Origin of the sequence: Myxococcus sp. CA039A (assembly GCF_013336645.1) — a bacterium.
Classification (GTDB): domain Bacteria; phylum Myxococcota; class Myxococcia; order Myxococcales; family Myxococcaceae; genus Myxococcus; species Myxococcus llanfairpwllgwyngyllgogerychwyrndrobwllllantysiliogogogochensis.
In genome coordinates this window covers 1-438 of record NZ_JABUMQ010000787.1, presented here as the reverse complement: position 1 = coordinate 438, position 438 = coordinate 1, and the positions used below count along the sequence as shown (strand labels likewise).

The window sequence follows — 438 nt, the reverse complement described above, 5'->3', positions numbered from 1 at the left end:
GATCAAGGCGTTCTTCTCCACGGTCCCACAGCAGGCGTTCGAGATCGGGCGCAACATCATGCAAGGCATGATGGACGGCATCGCGTCGATGGCATCCGCACTCGCACAAAAGGCGATGGCTGTCGTAAAAAGCGCCGTGGATGCGGCAAAAAGCTTTCTCGGCATTCACTCGCCGTCGAAGCTGTTTCAAGAAATCGGCATGTATACCGGCGAAGGGTTTGCAATCGGACTCACGGCCAGCGCCGGGATGGTCGCTGGAGCCGCGCAAAACATGGCCGCTGTGCCGCTTTCCGGCGTCGAAGATATAACGGCTAATGTTCCGACCGTCGCAAGCGCAGGAACCAGCTCCACCCCTCTCACAGTCATTTTCGAGATGGACGGCCGCACGATTGCCAAGAAAACGTTCGAGCATATGGGCGGCACGCTACGCCTCCGGGG

At 58.9% G+C, this 438-nt stretch carries 1 protein-coding gene; it reads left to right on the top strand.

Annotation, left to right across the window (positions count from 1 at the left end; genetic code table 11):
* On the top strand, window positions 1–438 hold a 438-nt coding region (locus HR086_RS47595; protein WP_217442271.1), incomplete at both ends, for a hypothetical protein.